Origin of the sequence: Pseudomonas sp. B2M1-30 (assembly GCF_025447575.1) — a bacterium.
GTDB lineage: Bacteria > Pseudomonadota > Gammaproteobacteria > Pseudomonadales > Pseudomonadaceae > Aquipseudomonas > Aquipseudomonas botevensis.
Genome location: NZ_JAOEJT010000010.1, coordinates 25,059 through 49,383, shown reverse-complemented (window position 1 = coordinate 49,383; position 24,325 = coordinate 25,059). Strand labels below are relative to the sequence as shown.

26 protein-coding genes are annotated in these 24,325 nt (G+C 61.9%); 11 read left to right on the top strand and 15 right to left on the bottom strand.

The window, feature by feature from the left end; genetic code table 11:
* Nucleotides 1–156: 156 nt before the first annotated feature.
* Nucleotides 157–1,065, bottom strand: coding sequence for a LysR family transcriptional regulator (locus tag N8H74_RS19255; RefSeq protein ID WP_262149523.1), 909 nt, complete (start codon nt 1,063–1,065; stop codon nt 157–159).
* A gap of 68 nt (nt 1,066–1,133) precedes the next feature.
* On the bottom strand, nt 1,134–2,282 hold the full coding sequence (gene yiaY, locus N8H74_RS19250) for an L-threonine dehydrogenase (protein WP_262149522.1): 1,149 nt from the start codon (nt 2,280–2,282) through the stop codon (nt 1,134–1,136).
* Nucleotides 2,283–2,437: 155 nt separating this feature from the next.
* Here yiaY and N8H74_RS19245 point away from each other — a divergent pair, with 155 nt between their 5' ends.
* Nucleotides 2,438–3,457 (top strand): DUF4917 family protein, encoded by a 1,020-nt coding sequence (locus N8H74_RS19245; RefSeq protein WP_262149521.1) that lies wholly within the window; start codon nt 2,438–2,440, stop codon nt 3,455–3,457.
* A 21-nt stretch (nt 3,458–3,478) separates the two neighbouring features.
* Here N8H74_RS19245 and N8H74_RS19240 read toward each other — a convergent pair whose 3' ends face one another.
* Nucleotides 3,479–4,021: an XRE family transcriptional regulator gene (locus tag N8H74_RS19240; RefSeq protein WP_217831461.1), complete on the bottom strand. Its 543-nt coding sequence runs from the start codon at nt 4,019–4,021 to the stop codon at nt 3,479–3,481.
* A gap of 160 nt (nt 4,022–4,181) precedes the next feature.
* On the opposite strand from N8H74_RS19240, the gene N8H74_RS19235 reads away from it, so the two are divergent.
* Both N8H74_RS19235 and N8H74_RS19230 read left to right on the top strand, forming a co-directional pair.
* Nucleotides 4,182–4,964, top strand: coding sequence for an aldolase (locus N8H74_RS19235; RefSeq protein WP_262149520.1), 783 nt, complete (start codon nt 4,182–4,184; stop codon nt 4,962–4,964).
* A 25-nt stretch (nt 4,965–4,989) separates the two neighbouring features.
* A complete protein-coding gene (locus N8H74_RS19230; RefSeq protein WP_262149519.1) occupies nt 4,990–5,871 on the top strand; it encodes a dihydrodipicolinate synthase family protein in 882 nt (293 codons plus the stop codon).
* 137 nt (nt 5,872–6,008) lie between these two features.
* Here the strand turns inward: N8H74_RS19230 and N8H74_RS19225 are convergent, their stop codons facing one another.
* A complete protein-coding gene (locus tag N8H74_RS19225) occupies nt 6,009–6,353 on the bottom strand; it encodes a YegP family protein (protein ID WP_262149518.1) in 345 nt (114 codons plus the stop codon).
* Nucleotides 6,354–6,375: 22 nt separating this feature from the next.
* A complete protein-coding gene (locus N8H74_RS19220) occupies nt 6,376–6,957 on the bottom strand; it encodes a DJ-1/PfpI family protein (RefSeq protein WP_217831465.1) in 582 nt (193 codons plus the stop codon).
* A 219-nt stretch (nt 6,958–7,176) separates the two neighbouring features.
* Between N8H74_RS19220 and N8H74_RS19215 the strand changes: the two genes are divergently transcribed.
* Entirely contained in the window at nt 7,177–8,067 is an 891-nt protein-coding gene (locus tag N8H74_RS19215) for a DMT family transporter (protein WP_262149517.1), read from the top strand.
* On the opposite strand, the gene N8H74_RS19210 is transcribed toward N8H74_RS19215, so the two are convergent.
* The 4 genes from N8H74_RS19210 to N8H74_RS19195 form a co-directional block, all read right to left on the bottom strand.
* Nucleotides 8,068–9,285 carry an SAM-dependent methyltransferase gene (locus N8H74_RS19210; RefSeq protein ID WP_262149515.1) on the bottom strand — a complete coding sequence of 406 codons (1,218 nt, stop codon included), beginning with the start codon at nt 9,283–9,285 and terminating at the stop codon, nt 8,068–8,070.
* 135 nt (nt 9,286–9,420) lie between these two features.
* Nucleotides 9,421–10,038 (bottom strand): TPM domain-containing protein, encoded by a 618-nt coding sequence (locus N8H74_RS19205; protein ID WP_262149513.1) that lies wholly within the window; start codon nt 10,036–10,038, stop codon nt 9,421–9,423.
* A 33-nt stretch (nt 10,039–10,071) separates the two neighbouring features.
* Nucleotides 10,072–10,827 (bottom strand): YgcG family protein, encoded by a 756-nt coding sequence (locus N8H74_RS19200; RefSeq protein WP_262149511.1) that lies wholly within the window; start codon nt 10,825–10,827, stop codon nt 10,072–10,074.
* A gap of 13 nt (nt 10,828–10,840) precedes the next feature.
* The gene (locus N8H74_RS19195) at nt 10,841–11,449 is read right to left on the bottom strand and encodes a LemA family protein (protein ID WP_262149510.1); all 609 of its coding nucleotides are present in this window, start codon (nt 11,447–11,449) and stop codon (nt 10,841–10,843) included.
* 260 nt (nt 11,450–11,709) lie between these two features.
* On the opposite strand from N8H74_RS19195, the gene bglX reads away from it, so the two are divergent.
* Nucleotides 11,710–14,001 carry a beta-glucosidase BglX gene (gene bglX, locus N8H74_RS19190; RefSeq protein WP_262149508.1) on the top strand — a complete coding sequence of 764 codons (2,292 nt, stop codon included), beginning with the start codon at nt 11,710–11,712 and terminating at the stop codon, nt 13,999–14,001.
* 55 nt (nt 14,002–14,056) lie between these two features.
* On the opposite strand, the gene N8H74_RS19185 is transcribed toward bglX, so the two are convergent.
* From N8H74_RS19185 to N8H74_RS19165, 5 genes are all read right to left on the bottom strand, one after another.
* On the bottom strand, nt 14,057–15,214 hold the full coding sequence (locus tag N8H74_RS19185; RefSeq protein WP_262149506.1) for a phosphatidylserine/phosphatidylglycerophosphate/cardiolipin synthase family protein: 1,158 nt from the start codon (nt 15,212–15,214) through the stop codon (nt 14,057–14,059).
* Between the two features lies 1 nt (nt 15,215).
* Nucleotides 15,216–15,806 (bottom strand): YceI family protein, encoded by a 591-nt coding sequence (locus N8H74_RS19180; RefSeq protein ID WP_262149504.1) that lies wholly within the window; start codon nt 15,804–15,806, stop codon nt 15,216–15,218.
* A 101-nt stretch (nt 15,807–15,907) separates the two neighbouring features.
* Nucleotides 15,908–16,213, bottom strand: a complete 306-nt coding sequence (locus N8H74_RS19175) for an amidase (protein ID WP_262149502.1) — start codon at nt 16,211–16,213, stop codon at nt 15,908–15,910.
* Nucleotides 16,210–17,289, bottom strand: a complete 1,080-nt coding sequence (locus tag N8H74_RS19170; RefSeq protein WP_262149500.1) for a serine hydrolase — start codon at nt 17,287–17,289, stop codon at nt 16,210–16,212. The genes N8H74_RS19175 and N8H74_RS19170 overlap by 4 nt, the downstream gene beginning before the upstream one ends.
* 158 nt (nt 17,290–17,447) lie before the next feature.
* Complete coding sequence (locus tag N8H74_RS19165; RefSeq protein ID WP_262149498.1) at nt 17,448–18,326, bottom strand: acyl-CoA dehydrogenase family protein; 879 nt, start codon at nt 18,324–18,326, stop codon at nt 17,448–17,450.
* Between the two features lie 153 nt (nt 18,327–18,479).
* Between N8H74_RS19165 and olsB the strand changes: the two genes are divergently transcribed.
* Nucleotides 18,480–19,235: an L-ornithine N(alpha)-acyltransferase gene (gene olsB, locus N8H74_RS19160; RefSeq protein WP_217831478.1), complete on the top strand. Its 756-nt coding sequence runs from the start codon at nt 18,480–18,482 to the stop codon at nt 19,233–19,235.
* Nucleotides 19,235–20,026 carry a lysophospholipid acyltransferase family protein gene (locus tag N8H74_RS19155; RefSeq protein WP_217831479.1) on the top strand — a complete coding sequence of 264 codons (792 nt, stop codon included), beginning with the start codon at nt 19,235–19,237 and terminating at the stop codon, nt 20,024–20,026. Before olsB ends, N8H74_RS19155 begins: the two co-directional genes overlap by 1 nt.
* Before the next feature lie 49 nt (nt 20,027–20,075).
* Here N8H74_RS19155 and N8H74_RS19150 read toward each other — a convergent pair whose 3' ends face one another.
* Nucleotides 20,076–20,660, bottom strand: a complete 585-nt coding sequence (locus tag N8H74_RS19150; protein ID WP_217831481.1) for an ACP phosphodiesterase — start codon at nt 20,658–20,660, stop codon at nt 20,076–20,078.
* A gap of 171 nt (nt 20,661–20,831) precedes the next feature.
* Between N8H74_RS19150 and N8H74_RS19145 the strand changes: the two genes are divergently transcribed.
* The 4 genes from N8H74_RS19145 (at nt 20,832) to N8H74_RS19130 (ending at nt 24,221) form a co-directional block, all read left to right on the top strand.
* Nucleotides 20,832–21,134: a helix-turn-helix transcriptional regulator gene (locus N8H74_RS19145; protein WP_262149494.1), complete on the top strand. Its 303-nt coding sequence runs from the start codon at nt 20,832–20,834 to the stop codon at nt 21,132–21,134.
* 33 nt (nt 21,135–21,167) lie between these two features.
* Entirely contained in the window at nt 21,168–22,334 is a 1,167-nt protein-coding gene (locus N8H74_RS19140; RefSeq protein WP_217831483.1) for an MFS transporter, read from the top strand.
* 31 nt (nt 22,335–22,365) lie between these two features.
* Nucleotides 22,366–23,415, top strand: coding sequence for an alkene reductase (locus N8H74_RS19135; protein ID WP_262149491.1), 1,050 nt, complete (start codon nt 22,366–22,368; stop codon nt 23,413–23,415).
* A gap of 164 nt (nt 23,416–23,579) precedes the next feature.
* Nucleotides 23,580–24,221 (top strand): hypothetical protein, encoded by a 642-nt coding sequence (locus N8H74_RS19130; protein ID WP_262149489.1) that lies wholly within the window; start codon nt 23,580–23,582, stop codon nt 24,219–24,221.
* Nucleotides 24,222–24,325 lie beyond the last annotated feature (104 nt).

The following is a 24,325-nucleotide window of genomic DNA, read 5'->3' as shown; positions in this document are numbered from 1 at the left end:
CGCCAAGGCTAGAGGAGCGTCAGCGAAGCAATCCAACCTTCACTCGGCAACGGGCGTTCGCGAAATGCGAACGCCCGCCGGAGATGCGCAGAACAGACGGTCGCGTGCGTGGGCTGCCCCACTTCCACACAGTTCGCGGCACACACAGAACGGCCCTCAATCCTGCCCGCGCAAATGCTCGAACAGCACCCGGCTCACCGGCGATAACTTGGCCTCGTCGCGCACCACCATGATCAACGCACGATCCGACCAGTCATCGGTCAACGGCACCGCCGTCAGCCCCAGCGCACGGCCGAACAATTCATAGGCCCGTTGCGGCAGGATGCCGATGCCCATGTTGGCCTGGACCATCCGGCACACCGCGTCGAAACCCGGCACATGGATGCGGATGCGCAGGACTTTACCGGCCTGGCGCGCGGCGGCGTGGGTGCGCATGTTGATCGAACTGGCGGCGTGCAGGCCGACGTAATCGCTGTCGAGGGTTTCGCTGAAGGCCAGCGACTCGCGCGGGGCCAACGGGTGTTCCGGCAACATCACCACCACCAGTTTGTCCTGGCGATAGAGCACGCTGTGCAGGCCCTTGATATCGCTGTCGCTGGAGCAGATACCGAAGTCCGCGACGCCATCGAGCACACCCTTGATGACCCCGTCACTGGGCCGTTCTTCAAGGTCGGTCTTGACCTGCGGATGACGGGCGGAGAAGTCGCGCAGGTCTTCGGGGAGAAACTGAATGATCGCCGACAGGTTCGCCAGCATCCGCACGTAACCGCGCACGCCGTGGCTGTGTTCGCCCAGTTCCAGGCCCATTTTCTCGACGTTGAACAGCATCTGCCGGGCATGGTGCAACAGGGTTTCGCCGGCCGGCGTCAGAGTCATGCCCTTGGCCTGACGCATGAACAGGCTGATGCCCAGCGCCTCTTCCAGCTCCATCAGGCGCTTGCTGGCCGCCGATACCGCGATGGCTTCGCGGGCGGCCGCGCGGGTCAGCGTGCCCTCTTCGTGGACGGCGACGAACAGTTGCAGGGTAATCAGGTCGAGGCGGCGGATCAGGCTTCTTTGCAGCATGCAGGACTCGGCAATGGCAGCTCGGACGAACGCGCAGCATAAACCCGTTCATCCAAACCCTGCCCGCTTCAAAACGCGCTGCGGAAAATCTCTTCGATCTGGCGCTGATCCGCCGCCCGTGGATTGGTCAGCCCGCAGGCGTCTTTCAGGGCGTTGGTGGCGAGCACCGGGATGTCGGTGAGCTTGGCGCCGAGGTCGCGCAGGCCGCCGGGAATATCGACGTCCCTGGCCAGGCAACGAATCGCGCCGATGGCCGCTTGCGCGCCCTCCTCCGTGCTGAAACCACGGATGTCGGCGCCCATCGCATGCGCCACATCGGTGAGCCGATCCGCACACACCAGCGCGTTGAACGTCTGCACATGGGGCAGCAGCACCGCGTTGCAGACCCCGTGGGGCAAGTCGTAGAAACCGCCCAACTGGTGCGCCATCGCATGGACATACCCGAGGGACGCATTGTTGAACGCCATGCCGGCGAGGAACTGCGCGTAGGCCATGTTTTCCCGCGCGGCGAGGTCGTGACCGTCACGCACCGCCAGGCGCAGGTTGTTGCTGATCAGGGTCATCGCCTTCAATGCGCAGGCGTCGGTGATCGGATTGGCGGCGGTGGACACGTAGGCTTCGATGGCGTGGGTCAGTGCGTCCATGCCGGTCGCGGCTGTCAGACCTTTCGGCATCGCCACCATCAGCGCCGGGTCATTCACCGACAGCAGCGGCGTGACGTTGCGGTCGACGATGGCCATTTTCACGTGGCGGCTCTCGTCGGTGATGATGCAAAAGCGAGTCATCTCGCTGGCGGTGCCAGCGGTGGTGTTGATCGCGATCAGCGGCAATTGCGCCTTGGCCGATCGATCGACACCTTCGTAGTCGCGGATCTGCCCGCCGTTGGTCGCACACAGGGCAACGCCCTTGGCGCAGTCGTGGGGCGAACCGCCGCCCAGGGACACCACAAAATCGCAGCGATGCAGTCGCAGCATCTCCAGGCCGGCCTCGACATTGGCGATGCTCGGGTTCGGCTTGGCGCCGTCGAACACCACCGAGTCGATGTCCTGCATCGCCAGTTTCTCGGCGATCAGGGTCGCCACGCCGGCCTTGGCCAGACCGGCGTCAGTGACGATCAGCGCCTTGCGAAATCCGTAGTTGCGAATCGCATCCATGGCTTCGTCCAGGCAGCCGCTGCCCATGATGTTTACGGCGGGAATGAAAAAGGTGCTGCTCATGCGCGCGTCTCCTGACTGAGGCCGTTTCGACTACCGCGATCCGGCGGATGCACACAGCATCGACCGATCGGTCACGGCGGATGTTGATCTGGCTCAATGCCCGCTCGTGATAAAGTCGCCGCCCATCAGCCCCTTTGTTTTGAGACTTGCCGCGCATGACCGATTTTCTGGATGTCGACGCCACACTTGAAGACTGGAGCGCCCTGCGCGCGGCCATCGCCTTCAGCGGCTTGCTGGTGGGCAACGGCGCCAGCCGTGCGGTGTGGGACGATTTCGGCTACGACTCGCTGTTCGAAAACGCCCGCACGGTGGAAGAGAAACCGCTGAGCCCGTCGGAACTGAGCGTGTTCGACGCGATGCAGACGCGCAGTTTCGAGCAGGTGCTCGGCGCGCTGAAAGTCACCAGCCGGGTCAACAAGGCACTGGCCGTCAGCTCGGCGGCACCGCGCAACCGTTACTACGCGATCAAGGAAGCGCTGATCAACACAGTGCATGCGGTACACATTCCATGGCGGCTGATCGCAGCCTCGACCCTGGCGACGCTGAACGAAGAACTGGCGCGCTATCGCACGGTGTTCACCACCAATTACGACCTGCTCAATTACTGGGCCGTGCAACACAACGGCGACGCCATCGACGACCTGTTCAACGGCCCCGATGCGAGTTTCGACCTGTGCGAAAGCGCCAGCGAAAAAACCCGTCTGCTGTACCTGCACGGCGGCCTGCACCTGGTGCGCAATCAGGACGGCACCGCGCGCAAGCTGACCTCCACCGAGGGCACGCTGCTGGGCAATTTCGCGATCAACAACACCCTCAAGACCCTCGACGACGTACCGCTGTTCGTCAACGAAGGGCCGAGCGCGGACAAACTCAAGACCATTCGCAGCTCGGACTACTTGTCGTTCTGCCACGACCAGTTACTGAGCCATGGCGACAACCTGTGCATCTTCGGCCATGCCCTCGGCGAGCAGGACAGCCACCTCGTCCGTGCCTTGCGCCTGGCGAAGCCGAAGACCGTGGCGATCTCGATCTATCCACGCAGCGCGGCGTTCATTCAGCACCAGAAGCGCTACTACACCAAGCTGTTTGACGGGACCGGGGTTGAGCTGCGGTTCTTTGACTCCAAGAGCCATGCGTTGGGGAATCCGAAACTGGCGGTTCCGGTCGAGGTTTGAGGTCGACCGGGCGCAGTACCCTCATTCCTCGGCGCTATGCACCACCACCAGCAACTGCGCCTGAACCTCCCCCACCGAGCGGAGCCGATGCGGCTTCTGCGCATTGAAATGCAACGCATCGCCCCGCTCCAGCAGCACCCGCTCGTTCATGAAATCCACTTCGACCCGGCCTTCGTGGACGAACAGGAATTCCTCGCCCAGATGCTCCTTGAAGGTCTTGTCGGTGAACTCGCTCGGCGGGTAGATGATGAACGGCAACAGGCTGCGCTCGCTGACCTGATGCGCCAGCACCGCATAACCGGGGCTCTGATCGTTGGCCGCCAGTGACTGACGCTCGTGGCTGCGCACCAGGCTGTAGCTGTCGAGGCTGACGTTGTCTTCGGAGAACAGTTCCTCGACTTTCACGTTCAGCGCTTTCGCCAGTTTCAGCGCGGCGGCAATCGACGGAGTATTCAGACCGCGCTCGACTTTCGACAGATAACTCTTGGTCATGCCGGATTTTTCCGCCAGCGCCTCAAGGGTTACGCCAAGTTTTTTTCTCAATAATTTCAAACGGATAGACATGCGCAGCGGTTATTCCATCAAGGAAGCGACGATTCGTGCTTGCCAATGACACTTTGTGTCATATAGCCTCTTTAGTGTCATTTGCGTACACCGGGAACCTTGCGAGCAACGGTGCAACGGCAAATCCGACGTCCATTGAACGATCCAAAGGACAACCGATATGGCCAAGACATTAGCACTACCCAAAGAGCAACTGGTCAAGCAGGCGCTGACCCAGATGCAAAACACCCTGGCGGATAATACGTGGACAGACCGGCAAAAGCTGGCCCTGACCTGCCGGATCCTGTTCGAGAACGGTCACGACTCGGGCCTGGCCGGGCAGATCACCGCACGCGGCCCGCAGCCGGGCACCTACTACACCCAGCAACTGGGCCTGGGTTTCGATGAAATCACCGCGAGCAATCTGCTGCTGGTCAACGAAGACCTCGACGTGCTCGAAGGTCATGGCATGGCCAATCCGGCGAATCGTTTCCACAGTTGGGTATACCGCGCCCGACCGGACGTGAACTGCATCATCCACACCCACCCGACCCATGTTGCCGCCCTGTCGATGCTGGAAGTGCCGTTGCAGATTTCCCACATGGACCTGTGTCCGCTGTACGAAGACTGCGCGTTTCTCGAAGGCTGGCCGGGGGTGCCGGTGGGCAACGAAGAAGGTGAACTGATTGCCGGGGCGCTGGGCGACAAACGGGCGATCCTGCTCTCGCACCACGGCCAGTTGTCGACCGGGGCAACCATCGAGGAAGCCTGTGTCATCGCGCAACTGATCGAGCGCGCAGCCAAATTGCAATTGCTGGCGATGGCCGCCGGGACGATCAAGCCGATCATTCCCGAACTGGGACGCGAAGCCCATGACTGGGTGTCCAAACCCAAGCGCCACGCCGCCGCGTTCAACTACTACGCTCGGCAGAACCTGCGCCAACACGCCGATTGCCTGAACTGAAACCCTTTTTCACGGAGACACGTCCATGTCCAACCTTCACGGCATCATCGGCTACACCATCACCCCGTTCGGCGCCAACGGCGAGGGGCTCGACCTGCCCGCCCTCGGCCGCTCCATTGACCGCCTGATCGAAAGCGGCGTCCACGCCATCGCCCCGCTGGGCAGCACCGGCGAAGGCGCGTACCTGAGCGACGCCGAGTGGGATCAGGTCGCCGAATTCAGCATCAGGCATGTCGCCCGACGCGTACCGACCGTGGTCAGCGTATCCGACCTGACCACCGCCAAAGCCGTGCGTCGCGCGCGCTTCGCCGAAGCCCACGGCGCCGACGTGGTGATGGTGCTGCCGGCGTCCTACTGGAAACTCAGCGAAGCGGAAATCCTCGCCCATTACCGCGCCATCGGCGACAGCATCGGCGTGCCGATCATGCTCTACAACAACCCGGCCACCAGCGGCACCGACATGTCGGTCGAACTGATTCTGCGCATCGTCAACAGCGTGGAAAACGTGACCATGGTCAAGGAAAGCACCGGCGACATCCAGCGCATGCACAAGCTGCAATTGCTCGGTGATGGGCAGATTCCGTTCTACAACGGCTGCAATCCGCTGGCGCTGGAAGCCTTCGCTGCCGGGGCCAAAGGCTGGTGTACGGCGGCGCCGAACCTGATCCCGCAACTCAATCTGGATCTGTACGAAGCCACATTGGCCGGTGACCTGGGCAAGGCGCGGGAGCTGTTCTACCGCCAGTTGCCGCTGCTGGACTTCATCCTCAAGGGTGGATTGCCGGCGACGATCAAGGCCGGTTTGCGGGCAACCGGCCTGGAAGCGGGCGATCCGCGCCTGCCGGTGTTCCCGCTGAGCGAGGCCGGGCGCAGTCAACTGCAAGAATTGCTCAACGTCCTGCGCTGAAACCTGTGGGAGCGGGCGTGCTCGCGAAGAGGAAGTGTCCGGCGACGGCGACGTTGCCTGACACACCGTTTTCGCGAGCAAGCCCGCTCCCATATTGCACTGTGTTGCATGCCCGAGACTGTTGTTCCCACACAGGATCAGAGTACAGGCAAAGTCTTGTCCTTGATGGTCTTCGTCGGCCCGTTGGCCTTGACGCTGGCGATGCCTTTGTCACAGGCCGGGTCGGAAGAATAGGACTCGCTGCCGCCGATGATCTGGTGGTTGGCGGCCTTGAGGTTGAAGTACGGATGGCCGTCCTTCGTCAGTTTTTTCTCGTAGCGCTCATCCAGCGGACTGTTGGCCTGCACCGAGGCAATGCCGTTTTCGGCGGCGCTGCGGGTGGTGTACAACTCGCTGGTCAGAATGGTTTCGGCATTCGCCGCTTTCAGCACGAACCTGAACTGGCCGTTGCTGCTTTTGCTCAATTCATACCATCCGGACATGCTGCTGCTCCTTATCGACGGGTCAAAGGGTAATTTTAGTGCCCAGCAGGCCAAGGAACCCTGCCAGCCAGTTCGGGTGCGCCGGCCAGGCCGGAGCGGTGGCCAGGTTGCCCTGGACATGGCCGTCGGTCACCGGGATGTCGATGTACGTCCCGCCGGCCAGGCGTACTTCCGGGGCACAGGCTGGATAGGCGCTGCACTCACGACCTTCGAGAATCCCCGCCGCCGCCAGTAGTTGCGCACCGTGACAAACGGCGGCAATCGGTTTGCCGGCCTGGTCGAAGGCGCGCACCAGTTCCAGGACTTTTTCGTTCAGCCGCAAGTATTCCGGCGCACGACCGCCCGGCACCAGCAGCGCGTCGTAATCCGCCGCGTTGACCTTGGCGAAATCGAAATTCAGGGCGAACAGGTGACCGGGTTTTTCGCTGTAGGTCTGGTCGCCTTCAAAGTCGTGGATCGCCGTGCGCACTGTCTTGCCGGCGGCCTTGTCCGGGCACACGGCGTGGACGATGTGCCCGACCATCTGCAAGGCCTGGAACGGCACCATCACTTCGTAGTCTTCGACGTAATCGCCGACCAGCATCAGGATCTTCTTCGCGGCCATGGGGCGGACTCCTCTGGGAAATGCGTTGGAGTATTCAAAGTAGTCGTTATCTGGCACGGCGGCTTTGAAAACGACGTAATTCCTGTGGGAACAGGCTTGCCCGCGAAGGCCTGCGCAAACTGTACCGATCAGTCCGTGCCTAGCTGTAGCAGCGGCCCGGCTGCGGTTTGTGGCTAGATGAAGACACCTCCCTGCCACCTTCGATTTCTGGTTGCCATCATGTCTTCACGCGAGAACACCGGCATGGCCCTCGGCCTGCTCGGGGTTGTGATTTTCAGCCTCACCCTGCCCTTCACCCGCATCGTGGTGCAGGAACTGCACCCGCTGCTCAACGGCCTGGGCCGCGCGTTGTTCGCGGCGATTCCGGCGGCGTTGCTGTTGCTGTGGCGCCGCGAGAAATGGCCGACCTGGGCGCAAATCAAAGGCCTGAGCCTGGTGATCGCCGGGGTGATCCTCGGGTTTCCGGTGCTGTCAGCGTGGGCCATGCAGACGCTGCCGGCCTCTCACGGGGCGCTGGTCAACGGTTTGCAGCCGCTGTGCGTGGCGCTGTACGCCGCATGGCTGTCTCATGAACGGCCGTCGAAAGCCTTCTGGGCCTGCGCGGCGCTGGGCAGTGCGCTGGTGCTCGGGTATGCGCTGTACACCGGCGCCGGCAGCATTCAGGCCGGCGACTTGCTGATGCTCGGCGCGATCGCGGTGGGTGGCCTGGGTTACGCCGAGGGTGGCCGACTGGCCAAAGAGATGGGCGGCTGGCAGGTGATCTGCTGGGCGCTGGTGCTGTCGACGCCGCTGCTGATCGGCCCGGTGTGGTATCTGGCCGTGCAGCATCATGGCGCGGTGTCGGCCAAGACCTGGTGGGCCTTTGGCTACGTGGCGCTGTTCTCGCAGTTCATCGGATTCTTCGCCTGGTACGCCGGGCTGGCCATGGGTGGCATCGCCCGGGTCAGTCAGATCCAGTTGTTGCAGATCTTCTTCACCATCGCGTTTTCGGCGCTGTTCTTCGGTGAACATGTCGAGCCGATCACCTGGGTGTTTGCCTGCGGCGTGATTGCGACCGTCATGCTCGGTCGCAAGACCACTGTGCGCCCCGCCCGCACCGCCACGGCCTGATCAGGCCAGATAACCGTCCGCCCGCAGCAGGCTTTCCAGGCAGTGCTCGCTGATGTGGTAGAACTCCTTCAGCTCCTGGATTTTCACCAGCAACCGGGCCGGGTCCACCGGCTCGGCGCGTTTGACGGCGAGAATCATCTTGTTCTTGTTGGTGTGTTCCAGGGAGATGAACTCGAACACCTTCGTCTCGTAACCACAGGCCTCGAGGAACAACGCGCGCAGGCTGTCGGTGACCATTTCCGCCTGTTGGCCCAGATGCAGACCGTATTGCAGCATCGGCTTGAGCAGCGCCGGGCTCTGGATCTGCAGGCGGATCTGCTTGTGGCAGCACGGCGAGCACATGATGATCGACGCACCGGAGCGGATGCCGGTGTGGATCGCGTAGTCGGTGGCGATGTCGCAGGCATGCAGGGCGATCATCACTTCCAGTTCGCTCGGCGCCACGCTGCGCACATCACCGCACTTGAACACCAGCCCCGGGTGTTCCAGCTTCTGCGCGGCGACGTTGCACAGGTTGACCATTTCTTCGCGCAGCTCGACGCCGGTGACCTCGCCTTCGGCCTTCAGGGTGTTGCGCAGGTAGTCGTGGATGGCGAACGTCAGGTAACCCTTGCCCGAACCGAAATCCGCCACCCGCACCGGTTTGTCCAGGGCCAGCGGTGACGAGGTCAGGGCGTGGCTGAACACTTCGATGAACTTGTTGATCTGTTTCCACTTGCGCGACATCGCCGGAATCAATTCCTGCTGGGCGTTGGTCACGCCGAGGTCCTTGAGAAACGGCCGGCTCAGTTCGAGGAAGCGGTTTTTCTCGCGGTTATGCTCGGCGGATGGCGCTTCGCGCAATTGCTGGGGTTTGCTCTTGAACAGCGAACTCTTGCCCTTTTTGCTGTATTCGAGCTGGGCTTCGTCGCTCAGCGCCAGCAAATGGGCATTCTTGAACGCGGCCGGCAGCAGCGCGGCGATGCTTTCGACGCCTTCGGCCAGCGGCAGGTTCTTGGTGATGTCACGGGTCTTGTAGCGATAAACGAAGGACAGGCAGGGCTGCGCCTTGACCGTCACCGGCTTGATGATGATCCGCTGCAGATCGGCTTCTTCGCCGACGTACTTGGCCAGCACCAGTTTGATAAAGCCGTTCTGTTCGAGGCTGGTCTGCAGCAATTCGATGAACTGGGCGTAGTGATCTGGCGCGGGTTTAGCGGTGGGGGCGGTGACAGACATGAAAAAAACAGCCTCGGGCGGGGCGAAACGGGAATGGCGGGTATTTTAGGGGGGATGGAGGTTTGGGACACGCAGTTATTTACTCAGTGGTCCTGAAAGGCGCCCCCTCACCCTCCGGGTGAGGGCATTCAGAAACTACCCCAAAACCACCAACCGATTCGGCAACTCGTTCCTCACCTGCGTCACCGGCACATGCACCCTGAGCAATTCGCCGCACGCCTCGATACAGGTCACAAATCCCTGCAACGTCTGCCCCTGGCGCACCTGCTCGGTAAACGCCGCGACAATCGAATCCCAGCATTTGTTGTCCAGCCGTCCGGAAATCCCTTCGTCCACGAGGATTTCCACATAACGCTCGGCCTCGCAGACAAAAATCAGCATCCCGGTGCTGCCGACCGTGTGGTGCAGGTTCTGTTCGAGAAACTGCCGGCGCGCCAGGTTCGAGGCGCGCCAGTGCCGGACCCGGCGCGGCACCAGATGAGTGGTGATCTTCGGCAGGCGAAACACCAGGCACAGCACGATGAACAGCCCCCACTGCACCAGCAACAGGCTGCGCAGGGTCAGCCACCCGGTCAGGTAGTGGACGACGCCCGGCACCACCAGCGCCAGCAGGCTGGCCCACAGCAGCGGGATGTAGGCGTAGTCATCGGCGCGGGCCGCCAGCACCGTCACCAGCTCCGCGTCGGTATCGCGCTCGACCCGGGCGATGGCCTCGGCGACCTTGCGCTGTTCGTGTTCAGTCAGTAATGCCATGTCGTGAAATGCCTGTTCGCTATTGTTGTTATCTCACCAGCCGCCGGACGACCCGCCCCCGCCGAAACTGCCTCCGCCGCCGCTGAAGCCCCCGCCTCCACCGCCGCCTCCGAAACCTCCACCGCCGAATCCGCCTCCCGAACCACCGGAGCCGCCACGGCCGGCGGGAAGGATACCGAGCATCTGGCAGACAAAAACAGTCAGGATGAACAACATCACCAAAAACACGAACAACGCCGGATGACGCGAGACGAAATCGTCCGTCGGATCGCCGGCCGATTCATACACCGTCGAGGGCTCGTCCAGCGGATTACCGCCCAGCACCACCAGCATCGCCGCCACGCCGTCGCTGATGCCCTTGCTGAAATTGCCGCTCTTGAAGGCCGGCGTGATGACCTGATGGATGATCACCGAACTCTGCGCATCGGTGAGCCGATCCTCCAGCCCGTAACCGACTTCGATGCGCAGCTTGCGCTCGTCCCGGGCGACGATCAGCAGCGCGCCGTTGTTCTTGTCTTTCTGCCCGATGCCCCAGTGCCGACCGAGCTGGACGCCGTAATCCTCGATGCTGGTGCCTTGCAGGTCCGGCAACGTGACCACCACCAGTTGCTCGCCGGTCGCCTGCTCGTGGGCCTGCAACTGCTGGCTCAGTTGCGCGCGCACCGACGGATCGAGCATCTGCGCCTGATCCACCACCCGCCCGGTCAGCGCCGGAAACGTCAACTCGGCCCGGGCGCTGACGGCGAACAGCCACAGCATCAGCACCAGGCCCATCTTCAACACACGCATGGGCAACCTCGGATCAGAACTTCACTTCCGGAGCCTTGTCCGCGCCGGGGCTGGTGGCTTCGAAGGTCTCGCGAACCGGCAGATCGCTGTACATCACCTTGTGCCAGAGCAGGCCGGGAAAGGTACGGATCTCGGTGTTGTACTTCTGCACCGCGAGGATGAAATCGCGCCGGGCCACGGCGATACGATTCTCGGTGCCTTCAAGTTGCGATTGCAGGGCGAGGAAGTTCTGGTTGGCCTTCAGATCCGGATATTGCTCGGACACCACCATCAACCGGCTCAAGGCACCGGTCAACTGATCCTGGGCCTGTTGGAACTGCTTGAGCTTTTCCGGGTTGTCCAGGGTGCTGGCGTCGACCTGGATCGACGTTGCCTTGGCCCGCGCCTCGATCACGGCGGTCAGGGTCGCCTCTTCATGCTTGGCGTAGCCCTTGACCGTTTCCACCAGATTCGGGATCAGGTCGGCACGCCGCTGGTACTGGTTCTGCACCTGGCCCCAGGCAGCCTTGGCCTGTTCGTCGAGGGTCGGAATGTTGTTGATGCCACAGGCGGTCAGCAAAGTGGCCAGTACCAGCAAAGTGGCGACCTGCAGGCGCGAGCGATAGATTGGACTGACATTCATCGGACGGGTGCTCCCTTGCACATTTCATGAAAAATGAATCGCGAAACATTCTCAGCCGACTGTTGGGGCATAATCGGCCGCGCCACTGGATTGCAGCGGGCCAATGGGCTAAAAAGAGGCCCTGCGCGATCACGTCGCCGAATCTGGCGGGGTTAATTCGGCTTTACGTTTTTGCATCAGCACCCGAACAACAATAGTCGCTCCCTAAATTTTGGCTGGCCGGCGTTGCACTGCCGTTTGCGCCCTCGAGAAAAATATTCATGAAGAAGCTGTGTTTGCTGGGTCTGTTCGTCAGCCTGGCCAGTCATCAAGTATTGGCCGCCACATCCCCGGTGCCCCTGGAAAACAAGGACGCCTTCATCAGTAACCTGATGAAGCAAATGACCCTCGAAGAGAAGATCGGCCAGTTGCGTCTGATCAGCATCGGCCCGGAAATGCCCCGCGAGCTGATCCGCAAGGAAATCGCCGCCGGCAACATCGGTGGCACGTTCAACTCGATCACTCGCCCGGAAAACCGTCCGATGCAGGACGCGGCCATGCGCAGCCGGTTGAAGATTCCGATGTTTTTCGCGTACGACGTGATCCACGGCCACCGTACGATTTTCCCGATTCCACTGGCCCTGGCTTCGAGCTGGGACATGGACGCCATCGGCCATTCCGGGCGCATCGCCGCCAGAGAAGCCGCCGCCGACAGCCTTGACATCACCTTCGCGCCGATGGTCGACGTTTCCCGCGACCCGCGCTGGGGCCGCAGCTCCGAAGGTTTCGGTGAAGACACCTACCTGACCTCGCGTATCGCCAAGGTCATGGTCAAGGCCTACCAGGGCGACACTCCGAGCAACGCTGACAGCATCATGGCCAGCGTCAAGCACTTCGCCCTGTATGGCGCGGTCGAGGGCGGTCGCGACTACAACACCGTGGACATGAGCCCGGTGAAGATGTACCAGGATTACCTGCCGCCCTACCGCGCCGCGATCGATGCCGGCGCCGGTGGCGTGATGGTGGCGCTGAACTCGATCAACGGCATCCCGGCCACCGCCAACACCTGGCTGATGAACGATCTGCTGCGCAAGGACTGGGGCTTCAAGGGCCTGGCGGTCAGCGACCACGGCGCGATCTTCGAGCTGATCAAGCACGGCGTCGCCCGCGACGGTCGGGAAGCGGCGAAGCTGGCGATCAAGGCCGGCATCGACATGAGCATGAACGACACCCTGTACGGCAAAGAGCTGCCGGGGCTGCTCAAGTCCGGCGAGATCGAGCAGAAAGACATCGACAACGCCGTGCGCGAAGTCCTCGCGGCCAAATACGACATGGGCCTGTTCAAGGACCCGTACCTGCGTATCGGCAAGGCCGAGGACGATCCGGCCGACACTTACGCCGACAGCCGCCTGCACCGCGCCGACGCCCGTGACGTCGCCCGCCGCAGCCTGGTGTTGCTGAAAAACCAGAACGAAACCCTGCCACTGAAGAAAACCGCGAAAGTCGCCCTGGTCGGCCCGCTGGCCAAGGCGCCGATCGACATGATGGGTAGCTGGGCGGCCGCCGGCAAACCGGCGCAATCGGTCACCCTGTTCGACGGCATGAGCTCGGTGATCGGCGACAAGGCGAACCTGATCTACGCCCGTGGTGCCAACATCACCAGCGACAAGAAAGTGCTCGACTACCTGAACTTCCTCAACTTCGACGCCCCGGAAGTGGTCGATGACCCGCGCCCGGCCAACGTGCTGATCGACGAAGCGGTGAAAGCGGCCAAACAGGCTGACGTGGTGGTCGCCGCCGTGGGCGAGTCCCGTGGCATGTCCCACGAATCGTCGAGCCGTACCGACCTGAACATCCCGGAAAACCAGCGCGAGCTGATCCGTGCGCTGAAAGCCACCGGCAAACCGGTGGTGCTGGTGCTGATGAACGGCCGTCCGCTGACGCTTCTGGAAGAAAACGCTTCGGTCGATGCGATTCTGGAAACCTGGTTCAGCGGCACCGAGGGCGGCAACGCCATCGCCGACGTGCTGTTCGGCGACTACAACCCGTCGGGCAAACTGCCGGTGACCTTCCCGCGCTCCGTGGGCCAGATTCCGACCTACTACAACCACCTGAGCATCGGCCGGCCGTTCACGCCGGGCAAACCGGGCAACTACACCTCGCAGTATTTCGATGACACCACCGGGCCGCTGTTCCCGTTCGGCTACGGCCTGAGCTACACCGATTTCAGCCTGAACGACATGGCGCTGTCCTCGACCACCCTGAACGCCAGCGGCAAGCTCGACGCCAGCGTCACGGTCAAGAACACCGGCAAGCGTGACGGCGAAACCGTGGTGCAGTTGTACATTCAGGACGTCACCGGCTCGATCATCCGTCCGGTCAAGGAGTTGAAGAACTTCCAGAAGATCATGCTCAAGGCGGGCGAGCAGAAAGTCGTGCACTTCACCATCACCGAGGATGACCTGAAGTTCTACAACGCCCAGCTCAAGTACGCGGCCGAGCCTGGCAAGTTCAATGTGCAGATCGGCCTGGACTCCCAGGACGTGAAGCAGCAGAGCTTCGAGTTGCTCTAATCCATAAAACTGTGGGAGCGAGCCCGCTCCCACAGTCGGGTTTTGAATGGGGCTGCTAGCCCCGCCGATCCAGAAGGTTGACCACCAACCGGTCCACCCAGCCCCACACCCGCTGCTTGACCCGTCGCCACAACGGCCGGCGCCGCCACTCTTCCAGGCTCACCTGCTGACTCTGGGCAAAGTCCCGCTCGAAACTCGCCACCACGTCCGCCGTCAGTTGCGGATCCAGCGCTTCCAGGTTCGCCTCCAGATTGAAGCGCAGATTCCAGTGATCGAAATTGCACGAGCCGATGCTCACCCAATCGTCCACCAGGACCATTTTCAGGTGCAGGAAACACGGCTGGTATTCAAAGATCTTCACACCGGACTTGAGCAATCGCGGGTAGTAGCGATGCCCGGCGTAGCGCACCGACGGGTGATCGGTGCGCGGCCCGGTCAGCAGCAGGCGCACATCGATGCCTCGGGCGGCGGCCTTGCGCAGGGAGCGGCGGATTTTCCAGGTCGGCAGGAAGTACGGCGTCGCCAGCCAGATCCGCTGCTGGCCGCTGTTCAGCGCGCGGAACAGCGATTGCAGAATGTCGCGGTGCTGACGGGCGTCGGCGTAGGCCACGCGGCCCATGCCCTCACCCGTGTCCGGCACCCGGGGTAGCCGTGGCAGGCCGAAGTTCGCCGAAGGTTTCCACGCCCGGCGATGGCGGTTGGCGATCCATTGGCGGTCGAACAGCAACTGCCAGTCGAGCACCAGCGGGCCGGTGATATGCACCATGACTTCGTGCCACTCGCTGGTGTCGTGGCCCGGCGTCCAGAACTCATCGGTAACCCCGGTCCCTCCAACCACCGCCAGGCGCTGGTCGACCAGCAACAGCTTGCGGTGATCGCGATAAAAATTGCCGACCCAGCGGCGCCAGTTCAGCCGGTTGTAGAAACGCAGTTCGACCCCGGCACCGGTCAGGCGCTGACGCAGGTTCAGGGTAAACGCGAGGCTGCCGTAATCATCGAACAGACAACGCACCCGCACGCCGCGCTCGGCCGCCAGCACCAGCGCCTGAACGATGGTTTCGGCACAGGCGCCGGCCTCCACCAGATACAGCTCCAGTTCGATCTGCTCGCGGGCGTTGAGGATTTCATCGAGCATGCGCGGGAAGAATTGCGGGCCGTCGATCAGCAGCTCGAAACGGTTGCCGTCACGCCATGGAAACACCGCGCCGCGCATGTCAGCGCGCCGTGAAGATCAGCACCGCACCCACCGGCACCGACAGACTGATGGCCGACAGGCCGGCCATTTTGCGCAGGTTTTCCAGCCCCGGCGCCAGGTCGAAATCCTCGGCGTTGATGACCAGCGGCTCGAGAGTGACCACCTGGAAGCGCCGGTCATCGAGACGGGTGGCGAGCAGTTCGGCGGGGTATTCATGTTGTTTGCCGTGCAGGTTGACGGTCAGCGGCAGGCGCAGTTCCAGTTGCGCGCCGGGTGCCAGATCGTTGATCGGGCGCAGGTCGATCTGGGTGGTGATGGTCGCTTCGGGGAATTGCTCGATCTGGAACAGCTCCTTGCGCATGCGCTCGTCGCGCAGCGGGATGCCGCTGTTGATCGAGTCCAGCTCGACTTCGACTTCGGCCTGACCGTTCGGATCGACCTTGCCGTGCAGCACCAGAAAGCGTTGCACTTCGGAAATATTGGCGTTTTTCGTACTGACGAACGACAGCCGCGACGACTCGCCGTCCAGATACCAGTTGGCCTGGGCCGGCAGCGCAGCGGCACTCAACAGCAGGCCGGCGATGGCGGTGCAAAGGGAGCGGTTGAACATTCAAGACTCGTGGGGCGAATAAACCTGAGCCGAACATTAACTGCCAGCGATGGCTTCTGTACACCGCAAGCGCAACACAAAACCGTGGGAGATTTGTGCTGTCAGGGTTGCAGGCGGCAGCCTTGATGCTCGCCGGTCCATCCCGCGCTGTTGCTGCGCCCCATGCCGCTGACGGTGACGGTTTTGCTCACCGCATCATCGGTGAATCCGCTGGTCGGCAGCCATTGCTTCACGTACCCGCGACAGTATTCGGCATCGTTGTTCATGACATAACGACACGAACAATATTCCTTGGCGGTGTAGGCGCTGATGATGTCCGGGAACGCCCACAACGCCTCCCGTTCATGCCAGATCCAGCCGAGCAGCACGAGCAACAGCACCAGCAGAATGCGTTTGAACAGTTTCATGGCCGCACCGCCCCCAGCACGCGTTTGAGCAATTCGTTGTGCCGGTAGCCGCCGTCACGATCATCGCCGTAGCGCACGATCACCAGTTTTTCGCTGGGGATCACATACAACGCCTGGCCCCAGTGGCCGAGGGCGGCAAAGGTATCGGGCGGTGCATCGGGCCAGGGCGACGGTGCGCCATCCGCCGGGCGATTGAGCCACCACTGGCCGCCGGGCACCGCTTCGTCCTGATGGGCCTTGTAGCCGGCAAACGGCTGGAGGTTGAACGCCACCCAGTCCCTGGGCAGCAATTGCCGCTCGCCCCAGCGTCCGTCCCGTGCCATCAGCAGGCCGATTCGCGCCAGATCCCTTGCCCGTAAGTAGGCGTAGGACGAGGCGACAAACGTGCCCTTGGCATCGGTTTCCCAAACCGCGTTGTGGATGCCCAGCGGCTCGAACAGCGCTGTCCAGGGATAGTCCGGATAACGCGACGGGCCGACGATGGTTTTCAGCGTCGCCGCCAACAGATTGCTATCGCCGCTCGAATAACGGAACGCCTGCCCCGGCGCGGCGTAGCGGTCGTGATCGGCGGTGAACGCCGCCATGTCGCGATGGCCGCGCGTGTAGAGCATCGCCACCACCGAGGATTTCAGCGGGGCGTATTCGTAGTCTTCCTGCCAGTCCAGCCCTGACGCCCAGTGCAGCAGATCGGCCATGGTGATCGTCGGGTGCTTTTCCAGCGCCGGGTAAAATTTCACCGCCGGATCATCCAGTTTGAACAGGCCTTCGCCATACGCCACACCCAGCACCGTGGCCATCAGGCTTTTGCTGATCGACCAGGTCAGGTGCGGGGTGTCGACGCGGGTCGGGCCGGCGTAGCGTTCGTAGAGGATCTGACCGTCGCGGATCACCAGCAAGGCATCGGTGCGGATGCCCTGACGGGTGTTGTCGTCACGTGGAGGGAACGCGTAGGCCTCCAGCGCGTCGAGCGCAGTGCCTGAGGGTTTCGGGCCGACCGGCCACTGCTCTCCGGGCCATGATTGGGCCTGAACCGTGCAACTGATCAACAGCAGAAACAGGAACAAGCCTTTGAACATGACGAGGGCTCTTGGAGAAAAGCTGCTGAGACTAGCCGGGATTGATGACAGATTGGGGATCGCCGGGGGAGTCTGTGAGGCCGCCCTCACGGGCAAGCCCACGCCCACCAAAGCAACACATTCCAATGCGGGAGCGGGCTTGCCCGCGAAGACGCCCGTCAGTCCACCGCCAACGCCTTGGCCAACCGCTTCGCCCGCGCGCCCGAAGCCAGTTGCATCACCGACTGATCGCGCTGCCACATCACCGCCCACTCCGGACTGCCCTCGGCCAAGGCCTGATCGATCTCAGCCTTGAGCGAGTCGAACTGGGCAAACAACCCACCCAGAAGCACATGCCCCGCCGGATTGTTCGGAGCCTGGCGGCTCATCTCCGCACACCCGGCCAACAGCGCCAGCAGACGCAATTGCAGCGCCTGGGGCCAGTCGCTGTCCTGACCGACGCCGTACAACCAGGCCGTCATCGCGCTCAGCACATACACATCTTCCAGGGTACGAAACGGCCTCACATACGCATCCCAGCCATCCCCGGCGAGCAACTCGCACATCGCACCATCGAGATGCAGGCGACCGTGGCTGACGTCGGGCATCAACGGCAGCGCCGGGAGTTTTTCCACCTGCACGCCAGGCTCGCCGGGATACACCACCGCCAGGCTCAGGCGCGGTGTTTCGCCAGGCTCCTCGCTGCGCGCGGCGATCAGCAGCCAGTCCGCCGCATCGCCGGCAGTGACGAAATCCTTGCGGCCACTCAGACGCAGATCCGTCAGCCGGGTCTGCATGTCCGCCGGTCGCAGACTGCGCTGCTCGGTCGCACACAGCGCGCCAAGGCTCAACGGCGCACTCGGCCACAACATGCGCAATGCCGCCTGATAGCCCACCAGAAATGCCAGCCCCGGCGTCGCCATCCGCCGTCCGCCCGCCACCGCCAGTTCGAACGGCGAGACGTTGCCCAACTGATGCAACAACGTCGCAAAACCCTCCGCCAGATCAGCGACGGCGGGCAAACGTTCACGGCTTTGAAGCAAGTCTGGCCAGGGCATAAGAGGCTCCTTGGGGGCTGTCATATAAGCATCACCAAACATTCATGGCGATGACACCGGGGCTACATAGCCTGACTTTGCACAACACGGCTGCATAAAGAAAGTCGATCGGCTGCAACCCACGACGGGTTAAAGGCCCGTACGGAGATTCAAATGACTCAGATCGCCCGCATCAGCGACACCGGCAATGAACGCCGCCTGCAAGCCGAACGCCTGATCGGCGCCGAAGCCTTGCAGCAAGCCCAGGCCTTGCGCTTCAACGTGTTCAGCGGCGAGTTCAACGCCAAGCTGAAAGGCGCCGAGCTGGGTCTGGACATGGATGACTATGATGTTCACTGCACCCACATTGGTGTGCGTGATTTGAATACCGGGCGCCTGGTGGCGACCACCCGCTTGCTCGATCACGCCGCCGCCAGCAGCCTCGGCAAGTTCTACAGCGAAGAAGAGTTCAGCCTGCACGGCCTGGCTCATCTGCAAGGCCCGATCCTCGAAATCGGCCGCACCTGCGTCGACCCGGCGTACCGCAACGGCGGCACCATCGCCGTGCTCTGGGGCGAATTGGCCGAAGTGTTGAACCAGGGTGGCTACAGCTACCTGATGGGTTGCGCGAGCATCCCGATGCAGGACGGCGGGATTCAGGCCCACGCGATCATGCAGCGCCTGCGCGAACGTTATCTGTGCACCGAACACCTGCGCGCCGAACCGAAAAAGCCGCTGCCGAGCCTGGATATCCCGTCCAACGTGATCGCCGAAATGCCGCCGCTGCTCAAGGCCTACATGCGTCTGGGCGCGAAAATCTGCGGCGAGCCGTGCTGGGACGAAGACTTCCAGGTCGCCGACGTGTTCATCCTGCTCAAGCGCGATGAACTCTGCCCGCGTTACGCCAAGCACTTCAAGGCGGCGGTGTAATGAGCCGCCTGCGGGTGTACGCGCGGATCGCGCGAGTGCTGCTGGTGGTGACGCTGGGCTTGAGCATGGCCAGTGTCTTCGGTGTGTTCGAACGCCTGGGCCTGGCCCATTCGATGGAACGGCGCCAGCGCTGGTCGCGGTTCTTCATGGCCCGCCTGACCAACGCCCTGCCCTTTCGCGTGACCGTGCAGGGCGAGCTGCCGAAACAGCCGATGCTGTGGGTCAGCAACCATGTTTCGTGGACCGACATTCCGCTGCTGGGCATGCTCACGCCGCTGTCGTTTCTGTCCAAGGCCGAAGTGCGCACCTGGCCGGTGGCCGGCTGGCTGGCGGCGAAGGCCGGCAGCCTGTTCATCCGTCGCGGCTCGGGCGACAGCCAGTTGATCCGCAAACAGATGACGCGCCATCTGCAAACCGAACATGCTCTGCTGATGTTCCCCGAAGGCACCACCACCGACGGTCGTTCGCTGCGTACCTTTCACGGTCGCCTGCTGTCGGCGGCGATCGACTCCGAGGTGAAGCTGCAACCGGTGGCGATCCGTTATCTGCGCGAAGGTGAAATCGATACCCTGGCGCCGTTCATTGGCGATGACGATCTGCTGTCGCACCTGATGCGTTTGTTCAGCAATGATTGCGGCGACGTGGAGATTCATTTGCTCAAGCCGATTGCCTGCCAGGGCCGCGAGCGCGCTGCGCTGGCCTTCGAGGCACAGCAGGCGGTGCAGAAAGCATTGTTCGGTTCGATTCCGGAAACCCAACAGGCACCGATGCGCCCGGCTATCGCGGCCTGAAACAGGTATCGACTTGTGGGAGCGGCGTGCGACTCGCCCGCTCCCGCCTTCAGGCGCTTTGTGATTCGGTGTTTTGCGCAAAATCCTGAAGCTGCGGATAGAACAGCGCGAAGTCCTCACTCAACGGTTCATACAACCGCCGCAATTCCTGCATCGCTCCCGCCAGTTCCTCAGGTCGGCTCAGGCGTCGGGAGATCCCGCGCAGCACCTGCTCCAGCACTTCGAACTGCTGATACGAACCCAACCAGTCATTGGCCATCATGTGCGGCGCGATCTTCGCCAGGCGTTCGGGCAACTGCCGTTCACTGGACAGCGCGCGGTACACGTCGGACGTGAACTGCGCCAGTGGCCGGTCGGCGTAGAGCGTCCAGTCACGGGCCAGACAGTGATCGAAAAACACGTCGAGGACGATGCCGGCGTAACGCCGCCGGGTATGGGAGAAGCGCCCCAACGCCGTGTCGACCAACGGATGGCGGTCAGTAAACACGTCGATCTGGCGATGCAGTCTGATAGCCGCCTCGACCTCCGGGGCAAACTGTCCCTGCAGCTGCCCTTTGACGAAATCGCCATACAGGCTGCCGAGCAGTTGACCGGGGCGCTGGCCACCGAGGTGTAAATGTGCGAGATAGTTCATGGGCGCAGCTTAGCACCGCGCCGGAGTATCGATACACCTCACATATCGTTATAACTCGATATACCGATTTACTCGGTCATCAGATCGAAATCATATTGGTATATCGCGAAATACCGATTTAAAGTTCGCCCCATCGCGATATAGCGCTACACACATCACGAGCACTCAACCATGAACCTCAACCTCGACGAAATAATAAAAGCCCTGGCGCACCCGGTACGGCGAGACATCCTGCACTGGCTGAAAGACCCCACCGTCGAATTTCCCGACCAGTCCCACAGCAATGAGCACGGCGTCTGCGCCGGGCAGATCGACCAGCGTTGCGGCCTGTCGCAATCCACGGTCTCGGCCCACCTGGCAACCCTGCAACGCGCTGGCCTGGTCAGCAGCCGCAAAGTCGGCCAATGGCACTTTTTCAAACGTAACGAGGACGTGATCCAGGCGTTCCTCAGCACCCTCAGTGAAAAGCTCTGACCCTTAACGTCAGCCAGCCAAAAGGATTAAACGATGCCCCTCTCGCTTCTCATACTCGCCTTGAGCGCCTTCGCCATCGGCACCACCGAGTTCGTCATCATGGGCCTGCTGCCCGATGTGGCGGCCGATCTCGGGGTGTCGATTCCCGGTGCTGGCTGGCTGGTGACCGGTTACGCCCTGGGCGTGGCCATCGGTGCACCGTTCATGGCCATGGCGACCTCGAAGCTGCCGCGCAAGGCCGCCCTGGTCGCGCTGATGGGCATCTTCATTATCGGCAACCTGCTCTGCGCCATCGCCAGTGACTACAACGTGCTGATGCTGGCCCGGATCGTCACCGCCCTCTGCCACGGCGCCTTCTTCGGCATCGGTTCGGTGGTGGCGGCAAGTCTGGTGCCGGCCAACAAACGCGCGTCGGCCGTGGCGCTGATGTTCACCGGCCTGACCCTGGCCAACGTTCTCGGCGTGCCGTTGGGCACTGCGCTGGGGCAGCAGGAAGGCTGGCGTTCGACCTTCTGGGCAGTGACCGTGATCGGTGTGGTTGCGTTGATCGGCCTGATCCGTTTCCTGCCAGCGAAACATGATGAGGAAAAACTCGACATGCGCAGCGAGCTGGCGGCCCTCAAGGGCGCCGGGATCTGGCTGTCGCTGAGCATGACGGTGCTGTTCGCCGCGTCGGTCTTCACCCTGTTCACCTACGTCGCGCCGCTGCTCGGGGAAGTGACTGGCGTCTCGCCCCGTGGCGTGACCTGGACCCTGATGCTCATCGGCCTGGGCTTGACCGTCGGCAATATCATCGGCGGCAAAATGGCTGACAAAGGCCTGGCCGCAACGCTGATCGGCGTGTTCATCGCCATGGCCGTGACCTCCACCGTACTGAGCTGGACCAGCGTTGCGCTGATTCCCACCGAAATCACCCTGTTCCTCTGGGCCACCGCGTGTTTCGCCGCGGTGCCGGCCCTGCAGGTCAACGTCGTGACCTACGGCAAGGACGCACCGAACCTGGTTTCGACCCTGAACATCGGCGCATTCAACGTCGGCAACGCCCTGGGCGCCTGGGTCGGCGGCAGCGTCATCGCCCACGGCTATGGCCTGACCAGCGTGCCGCTCGCCGCCGCTGTTCTGGCGGTGCTGGCCCTGCTGGTGACCCTGATCACTTTCCGTCAGAACGGCAATGCCGCGCTGGCTTCTGCTACTCACTGATTCATTCAATAACTCACGAGGGTTGTATTTCATGGCAACTATTTTCGATCCGATCAAACTGGGCGACCTCGAGCTGTCCAACCGCATCATCATGGCACCGCTGACCCGCTGCCGCGCCGACGAAGGCCGCGTACCCAATGCGCTGATGGCCGAGTACTACGTACAGCGCGCCTCCGCCGGCCTGATCCTCAGCGAAGCCACTTCCGTGACCCCGATGGGCGTCGGCTACCCGGACACCCCCGGCATCTGGTCCAACGATCAGGTACGTGGCTGGACCAACGTGACCAAAGCCATCCACGCCGCCGGTGGCAAGATCTTCCTGCAACTGTGGCACGTCGGACGTATTTCCCACCCGTCGTACCTGAACGGTGAAGCGCCGGTCGCCCCAAGCGCCCTGCAACCCAAAGGTCACGTCAGCCTGGTGCGTCCACTGGCCGACTACCCGACTCCACGCGCTCTGGAAACCGCTGAAATCGCCGACATCGTCGACGCCTATCGCACCGGTGCCGAGAACGCCAAGGCCGCCGGTTTCGACGGCGTGGAAATCCACGGCGCCAACGGTTACCTGCTCGACCAGTTCCTGCAAAGCAGCACCAACCAGCGCACCGACAACTACGGCGGCTCCCTGGAAAACCGTGCCCGCCTGTTGCTGGAAGTGACCGACGCGGCCATCGACGTCTGGGGCGCCGGCCGTGTCGGCGTACACCTGGCGCCACGCGCCGACTCCCATGACATGGGCGACGACAACCTGGCCGAAACCTTCACCTACGTCGCTCGCGAACTGGGCAAGCGCGGCATCGCGTTCATTTGCTCCCGCGAAAAAGAAGGCGCCGACAGCCTCGGCCCACAATTGAAAGAAGCGTTCGGTGGCGTGTACATCGCCAACGAGCGCTTCACCAAGGACAGCGCCAATGAATGGCTGGCCAGCGGCAAGGCCGACGCCGTGGCATTCGGCGTACCGTTCATTGCCAACCCGGACCTGCCGGCGCGCCTGAAGGCCGATGCGCCGTTGAACCAGCCGCACCCGGATACGTTCTACGGCAAAGGCCCGGTCGGCTACCTCGACTACCCGACGCTGTAACCTTTAGTTAGTTGTAACAAAAGGCCCCGACTCGCAAGAGCCGGGGCCTTTTTTATTAGTTATAAAAAACACTCAACGACATAAACCATTACACACCTCGCATGCAAACAAACTTGAGCACTGTTACTTTTAAAAATTACCAACTCAGCACAGAGATTTTTTTCATGGATGATATAGAAAGCTTCATTTCCGGCATTTCGAGCACAGAAGATAAAAGTTACATAGACCGTGCAAGAGAATACTTGTCCGGCTTAAACAAAGATGAGCTCAAAGAGTTCCTGGAAAAGCACAGGCATGTGGAAAAATTCAATGCAAATGCCGAAAAAGCTGCAAAAGAGCAGCCGATCCAATGGAGCGCCGTCAGTAAGATGACCCATGAAACCGGCGTTCTGATCTATATCTACAACACCACCCGAGAAAACTTCTCCCTGACCAAAGCCAGTTGGGACAGCAGTCAGCTGCCGCTGAAGGAGTTTGATCTCGGCGCGGGCGACTATACGTCATTCATACTTCGCGATGATCGACTCAGACGTATCAGCAACGCAAAGTCTATATTTCGCAGTTCGAAAATAAAACATGAATTTACTTATAAAAGTGCTGAAAGAGCCTTCACCTTCTCAACAGAAGCACAACTCTATCTGCGTTACGAACCGTTGGCTTTTGGTAATACTACAACGGTGTCACGACAATACAACACGCGGTCGACCGGAAAGACCGAGCTTTTGTGCAGCACCGAATTGACACAACGCCAAAATGCTTCGCCTTATAGTTACGCCATGAAGATCGTAATCCGCGAAGCCAACTGAAGCGCACGCTTTTTTTCACCAGCAAGCGCCCTGACAAGGCGCTTGCTGTGCATGGAGAAATTGACTGCCGGATCAACCAAGGGAAGATATACAAAATCCCTACA